The sequence below is a fragment of the Anaerohalosphaeraceae bacterium genome (assembly GCA_037479115.1).
Lineage (GTDB): Bacteria > Planctomycetota > Phycisphaerae > Sedimentisphaerales > Anaerohalosphaeraceae > JAHDQI01.
This window is the reverse complement of record JBBFLK010000043.1, coordinates 1-7,168: the sequence shown is the minus strand read 5'-3', so window position 1 is coordinate 7,168 and position 7,168 is coordinate 1. Positions and strand designations below refer to the sequence as shown.

6 protein-coding genes are annotated in these 7,168 nt (G+C 47.5%); all 6 read right to left on the bottom strand.

Annotation, left to right across the window (positions count from 1 at the left end; all coding sequences use genetic code 11):
• Positions 1-498 precede the first annotated feature (498 nt).
• Positions 499-1,224 carry a hypothetical protein gene (locus WHS88_12500; GenBank protein MEJ5260999.1) on the bottom strand — a complete coding sequence of 242 codons (726 nt, stop codon included), beginning with the start codon at positions 1,222-1,224 and terminating at the stop codon, positions 499-501.
• 225 nt (positions 1,225-1,449) lie between these two features.
• Positions 1,450-2,295 (bottom strand): RHS repeat-associated core domain-containing protein, encoded by an 846-nt coding sequence (locus tag WHS88_12495; GenBank protein MEJ5260998.1) that lies wholly within the window; start codon positions 2,293-2,295, stop codon positions 1,450-1,452.
• 16 nt (positions 2,296-2,311) lie between these two features.
• Complete coding sequence (locus WHS88_12490; protein MEJ5260997.1) at positions 2,312-3,208, bottom strand: hypothetical protein; 897 nt, start codon at positions 3,206-3,208, stop codon at positions 2,312-2,314.
• An 89-nt stretch (positions 3,209-3,297) separates the two neighbouring features.
• Positions 3,298-4,341: a hypothetical protein gene (locus WHS88_12485; GenBank protein ID MEJ5260996.1), complete on the bottom strand. Its 1,044-nt coding sequence runs from the start codon at positions 4,339-4,341 to the stop codon at positions 3,298-3,300.
• Positions 4,342-4,909: 568 nt separating this feature from the next.
• Entirely contained in the window at positions 4,910-6,049 is a 1,140-nt protein-coding gene (locus WHS88_12480) for a hypothetical protein (GenBank protein MEJ5260995.1), read from the bottom strand.
• An 18-nt stretch (positions 6,050-6,067) separates the two neighbouring features.
• On the bottom strand, positions 6,068-7,168 hold a 1,101-nt coding region (locus WHS88_12475; GenBank protein ID MEJ5260994.1), incomplete at its 5' end, for a hypothetical protein.

Here is a 7,168-nt window from a genome sequence, read left to right as displayed (position 1 = left end):
ATGGAGGGCTTGGGGGGATTCGTGCAGATTCAGATAGGGCAGCAGCCAGCCGACATAACCCTGAAGCCGGACCGGGGTCAGAATCGGGTCGCGGGAGAGGAATCGGCCGAGGGCGGGAGGGCAACTCCGGTTCTGAAGACAGACAAGCATTTTAGGCCCCTTTATTACAATCCTTGGGCTGTTCCGCAGAACTCTGGGCCGCAGGACGGTCCTTTTTGAAAGACTCTTTCTCAAATAGTAAACAGACAGAAGATAGAAAAATCAATACGAGGGCAAAGATTGTACACGCAGCAGAGCATTTCACTCCCAGCCGGGGAAGCAGAAAAAAAACGACAACTGAAAGGAAAAGGACCCCTCTGCAGAGAAGAAAAAAGACTCGTTTCTCCATACGGAACATCCTTTGAAAAAACGACTTGTTTTCCTTTTCCTGCCTCATCTCATTACGTTCCGGGGCACTTTTACAATCGATTGACGGAAGGGATTCGATATCGGCAATCCTTACAAAATTTCCCGAATGGACTTTTCTAAAAACGGTTCATACTTTTCGACTCTTCCATCCGACTCATACACTTCTATTGAGTAGTCCGGATAGAACAGCCACACACCGCCCTGGGGCCGAGGTCCCAGACTGATGGGCATTTCTTTTAGACGGACTTGAGTCATACGGTTTCCCCGGCTTGTATAACATTCCAGAGAAGGAACCTCCCTTTGAAAAAGCAGCCATATCGTATCTCGGCTCAGGCACAAACCCCGCCAACAGACTCCGCTTCTGATTTGTCCTTCCGGCCATTCCAGCAGATAAAGTTCTTCGCCTGCTTTTCGGCCAAAAATAAAATGACGATTCGGCTGCTGTTCTACATACAAGAGATTGTCTTTTCCGTGTTTTTCCTGCAGGCGGAAACATCCTTCCTCATAGGTGTAAAGAGAGGTTCTGGTAATCACCTGCGGCCGGCCGGTCTCGCTTTCAAAAAGCCCAAAGGGCCATTCCGGCAAAGGAACAGTTCTTATCTCTTTTGTTCCTAAGTCAACGAAGGCAAAGACATAGGAGGGCTCCGTTCCGTGCTGTAACCCGCCGAGCCATACCTGTTTCTGCGCCGGAGAGCAGAAACTGACGTGAAACAAAAACTCATCCGGCAAATCAATCCGGTTTATCCGAGCGGAAGCGGTATCACTCCAGAGGACCGAATGAAAGGTGCAGACAACGATTTGGTTACTTTCCTCCAACCAATCAATCCTGATAAAAGGATGCGGGAGAAGCATTCGTCCGCAGTATTCTCCCTTTTTCCAGAAGAGCACGACAGGCAGCTTGCGAAGTTGTTTCGAGGGAGGGACCAGATAAGCAATAAAATCCTTTTCATTTGTAAAAGATGCTAACCTTATTACCCGGCTCCGAGTTCGCCTGGCTTTCCAACATCTTAGAGCGGTAAACAGATTCAGCATAAGGAACCTCTACAATAAACGCCCGATCCAGTCGATAATTTTTCTTAAGACAGGCGGCACCCTTTTTTCCATACCCTTCAGGGTCTCTTCAATAGCCCAGATGTTGTTATAACTTCCGCATCCGGAAGGATTATTGGTATAGATATTCCAGCAGTTTACATAACAAGATTCTAAAAAGTTTTTTACGGCTCCTGCATTCCACTTCTGCTTGCTTGCATAAGCGTTACAGGCTTCATAACAAAGGTTGACATCCTTAGCAGCCAATCCCATAGGATCTATGTAACGAAGGGGATTATTCAATACATACAAATACGGATGGAGGGCTTGGGGGGATTCGTGCAGATTCAGATAGGGCAGCAGCCAGCCGACATAACCCTGAAGCCGGACCGGGGTCAGAATCGGGTCGCGGGAGAGGAATCGGCCGAGGGCGGGGGCGTAATAGCGGGCGCGGAGGAAAATCAGGTTGTCCGCCTCGGTAAATTGGCTTTCGCCCGTGAAGCCGTAGGGATTGTCGGCCGTCCCCGAAACTGCCCGCACATTGCCGAACCCGTCGTACATATAGGACACCATACCCTGCCCGGAGGCATTCGTCAACTGCCGCACCGACCCCAGCCCGTCAGAGTGATAATACGCATTGACGCCCGAGCGATTCATCGAAATCAGGCCATTTCCGTAGGTATAAACCGCCTGCGGATTCCCGACCCCATCCGTCTCCATCAAGACCTCCGCCAGCGGAAGGGCAACATCGTTGACATATCTTGTCTGGAGGCCATTCTGTACCTTCCTGACCCGATTGCCGTCGCCGTCATAATGATACTCCGTCACCCGCCCGACGCCCTGTAAATCCGCCGACACCAGAACGCGAATACCCTTATTGTGTTTTATCTGTGAACGTTTTCGTTGCCTCCAGGATTTCCGGCTTGCCCGTCTTTCGAAGTTCCTGAATAGCCTCAAGAAGGTCCTGTCGGATGTCTTCGTGTTTGGACGATTTTTCCTCCCAAAGACGACACAGTCCTGCTGCGGCCATTGAGGATTGCGAACGGACAAGGGACCGAAGGATGTCCTTCTTGCGGTGGGTGTACGGCTCCACCGACAAAAGCTCCATCTGATAACGAACCGCCAGCTCCGATTCGGCTAAGGCGATCATCTCTCTGGCCGTTTCCCTGGCCGCAAGCCACGTGTCCCGATCCGAAAAACGCTCTGATTTTTCATTTGTAGCCAAGTCTTGTAAAATCTTTTGGAACGCCTCAACATCCATTTCTCTGATGTGAAGCGGGACTGAAAACGAAACAGAATGAAAAGGGCCGGCCGTATAGAACTCTTCATGCGGCCGACGAACTGCTTCCGATAAAACCAGATACTTCAGCCGACAAATCACTTGATAATTCCCGGGCGGAAGCAGGGTTGAACACCACCGATTCAGAACAAGCCCTTTTTGGGAGATTTTTCCGGATGGGACGGAAAGAAGCCCGCTTTTGCTCAGACCGTTTCGAAGCACCGGAGGACCGATGCAAATGACTCGGTCATTCGGGTCATGGATTTCCATTGACACGTATTCAATTCCTTCATTGCCCAAAAAGAGCGTTTCATCCCGAATGCCCTTATTTTCTACCTGCAGGATTAACCGAACCGGTTCGCCCGGGTAGAAACCGTCCTTCTCCGCAGACAGACTCCACCCAAGCACCCCTGACAGCTCATCGGCCGTGCTCGCATACGATAGAAAGAAAAGAATCCACACAAAATACAGAAATGTTCTGTTTCGCTTCATAATCGTTTCCCTTCTGTCAAGCGGTTGTCTATTCTAAAACAAGTTCCGCATATTTTCCGCTTTTGGCAATCCAACACCGCGGGCCAGGTTTATTTGGTCCAGCGGAAATCTGCCGGATATGAAATCTCCTTGACCGTCTTTTGACTGTCCGAATCTCTCAGAAAAACGCGTATTTCATCGATCTGAACAGGAATCGAAAAAGAAAACCAGCCTTCTATAATTCCCTCCTTCGCGACAGCTTTTTCCACAGAAATCAGAGGATGAGCCGAATAGCCGCCTGCGGGTTTTCCCTGCCGATAGGGACGGGCCCAAATTTGTCCGCGCTGAACCGTTCCCAGCCGATAATAAATCTCTACCGAGAGTCTCTGACCGACAGGAAGTTCCGTCACTCCGGCCGGAAAAAGAGACACAATCTCTAAAAGATTTTTGGTCTGAGGGCTGTACCCCTCCTGCAGACGTTTTTTAAGTTGCTGGTTGAGTGCATTGTTGGGTTCATTTTCGAGTATTTTTTTGAGATGCTCGATGAGTTCTTCTCTGGAGGGTTTTTCTGCAGGTACAATATTTCTTTTTAAGAGTTCTTTTCTCTGTTTTTCCTCCTCTTCTCGACAGGCTTTGTCGGCTAACAGGGCCTTATAGCGTTTTTCAAAGTCCGGAGCATTCCGGAATGTGTCCTTCCACCAATCAAGATACTGTTCCGCCAATCGGCCGTAAAGCTTTTCCTCGGGTACCGCTAACTGAACCTTTTCTTTCCATTGTTCTTGTAAAAATCTTCTTTTGGCACTGTTGTACTTTTCTTGTTTCATATGCTCATAGACTCGTTCCCGTATTTCTTCTCTGTTGCTCCGAACGGCTTCTTCAAAAGGAACAGATTCTTTGGGTTTGTAATCCTGGACCCACACTCCGAACAATTCATCTGCTCCTCGATAAGAAACGAGGACAATTTTCCCTTTCAATTGGCTCCAGGGAATGGTTTTCTCGGGACCCTTTTTTTCCAGGTTCAACGTGTCCAGCAGTTCAGGCGAGAGAGAAGAATCAAACTTAAGTCCTGCGTATTCTTTGACTGCTGACTCGAAGGACTGTCCGCTGCTGATTTGCTTCTGGATTTCAGCCAGGACATTCGGTTCAGCTTTCAAAACACACGCCTGAATTCTTTCAGAAAACTGGAAAACGGGAAGCCGTCGTCTTTCTTTCTTGCTTGTCTCGATATAATTACGGATGTCTTCTTCCTTCACAACCGAGATATCGGGGGCATAATGAAGGAGTGCCTTCGTTTCCAGCATTTGGGTTCTTTGGGATAAAAAAGGGGCCCAATCACGAATAGACGCATCCTCTGGCTCTCTTAGGCAGCGAAAAGCCTCCTGTGCCGAGTGGAACGGGCTGTCTTTATATATACGGTCCAACTCTTCCATCACCTCCTGTTCGGAAATCTGGATATGGTTTTCCTGCAGATAGAGTTCATACAGAATCGGATGAATAATCTCTTTCAATATGTTTTCCGCTCCCGTTGTCCCGAGGTATCGATCCAGATCCGAAGTTTTCCTTTTAATCCGTTCATACACATCCGCATTGGTCACTGCAGTCTGACCGACTCGAGCCACCACTTCAGCTTGAAAAGCCCAGGATGTTTTTTCAAAAATCGCTTCAGCAGCAAGAACAAGAAAAAAAGAATAGACTGCTCTCATTGTTTTCTCTCCTTTCCCGTTATCTGCTCCCAGAATCAGAAGCTTTCTCTGAAAGTTCTCTTCGCCCTTCACGGAGTTTTCTCTGTTCTCGATAGAGTTTGTACTGCTCCTCTAATTCCTGGCAGACTTCCTTCTTGCCACCGACATACACAATTGCTCCCATTTGGTCTCTGAGCCGGTCAGTGAGCTCCTGCGTGCGTCGAAAAAACTTAAATGCTTTTGCATTTTCAACGACTTCTGAAGGCAAAGGCTTGCGGCGAATTGCCTCCTCAATGCTCATTTGGGTATCCGGTTTATAATCATCCACCCTCATCACCATTACAAATGGCAATCCTTTTGTTTTGACCACAATGGCCTTGTTCTTCAATGATTTCCAGGAAGTCAGGGCCTCGAACCCCTGTTTCTCAAATACGCTGGTCAGCACCCAGTCGGTCGGCTGATGCCCGATTCCTTTGATGCTGTATCCTTCCTTGTCAGCATAGTCCTTTGCCACGGCTTCAAAGAGTTCTCCTTTGTTCAGTCGAGCACGAATCCTGTCGAATTCCTCCTGTACAGATGCCTTTTCTGCATAGTCTGCCGACGTGACCGCAATGGCTCGATAGCGAATCTGCTCCGGTTCTCCGATTGGAAGGTTTCTGTATTTTTTCTTTCGGTCCGCCGCCCATGCTTGGATGTCTTCTTCCGTAACCGTGTTTACATTCGGGTCATAATGTTCAACAACCCTGTGATACAGCAGATATTTATACCAGACTTTGTAAAGTCTTTTGCGGGCATTTTCAGAATCCTCATAAGGGGTTTGGTAAGATTGAAGAGATTCTGCCAGCGACTTGCCGTATTTTCGGGCATCTTTTTCTGCGCAATCCCATACTTCCTGTTCTGTAATATGAATGCCGTTTTGAGATGCATATTGTTCAAATAAAAAGACGGGAAGCATTTCTTCGAGCACGTTATCGAAGATAAGGTAGCTAAATGGAATGGAGTCTATATTGTATTCGGGACTGCGGGATTCCCGCTCTATCGCTACTGCTTCCAAAACCTGTATGTTTGTCACCGGACGTCCGGCTACCATGGCAACTACTTTTCTGGGGATTTCAGGGGTATTTGACAGAAGAAAACCGGCAAGAAATATGAGATCAAAAATCGGACTTGCGGCTACCATGTTCAACTCCTTTCCAGATTAAAATCCTAAACCGGTTATAAGAGGGCACAACAGGTCATCTTTCGGCCCCCCGTCATAGACCATTTCCGTATGCGGATACCGAATGCGTTCAGTTCGTTGCATCGTTTGGGGGTCAGTATAATACACCGGCCCCGGACCATGCGGTTTGTATTTGGTAAAAAACGGCCTATTTTCGCCAGATAGGATGTACCATCCTTGAAGCCAAACTTCAAGAGGCCAGATTCCCAGTTTTCTTATATCATCTCTTTGATAGATTTCGAATATGGAAACTGCATTGGATACAGGTTTTGGAGATTTTTGTTCTGGATCGCCAAATTCCCATGGTTTCGGCACCAAGTCAAATAAAAACAATAAGTCCACTAAAATCCCATCATCCTGTAAATTGGCTGCCACTTTTCTGGCGGCATCCGCGCCGTTGCTGTGTCCTGTAATGATGACTAATGACAGTGGATATAGATTTTTCTGATCCTTGATCCACCATTCCGCATTATCAAATGGATCCCAGTCCGCATCGCATCGAAAATAGCCAACAATGTTACCCTCCTCGTTCGCCCATGGTTCTGCTACTAATGTATCCCACAAGTCCTGTGTTCCCAGACCGAAAAGATCCTGTCCGGCGACTATCGCTATAATCTTGGGAACAATATATACAATAATTGCATCACACGCTATTGGATCAATATACATTGATTCACTGTCCCTGCAAAAAGCAACAATCATTACTGTTCCCGCCTCTTTAGGTGCGTACCAAGTAACTGATTTGCCTTTGTTTCCTGCAGGAAATTTCCCTGCAGGGTTAGATGTGCCGAGCCAAGTTGCAAACCAGAACACCTCAACTGGATCTTGGACTGAACTTGAACAACCATCCGTATCGTACTTGCAGTCAAAATCTGTAGCCTTGGCCTTAAGAGTAATAGGATCTGCAGGGTTTATAGCCATTCCATCTTCCGGATTTTTAATCTCGCATTCCATTAACGCACCGATACAATACTTTCCATCCATCCTGCATAGTCCATCTATTTCATTAACACAATCATCGCAATCATTGCAGGTTCCATTCAGGCAGGAGGTTCCTGTTGGACAGCTCGACTGACATTG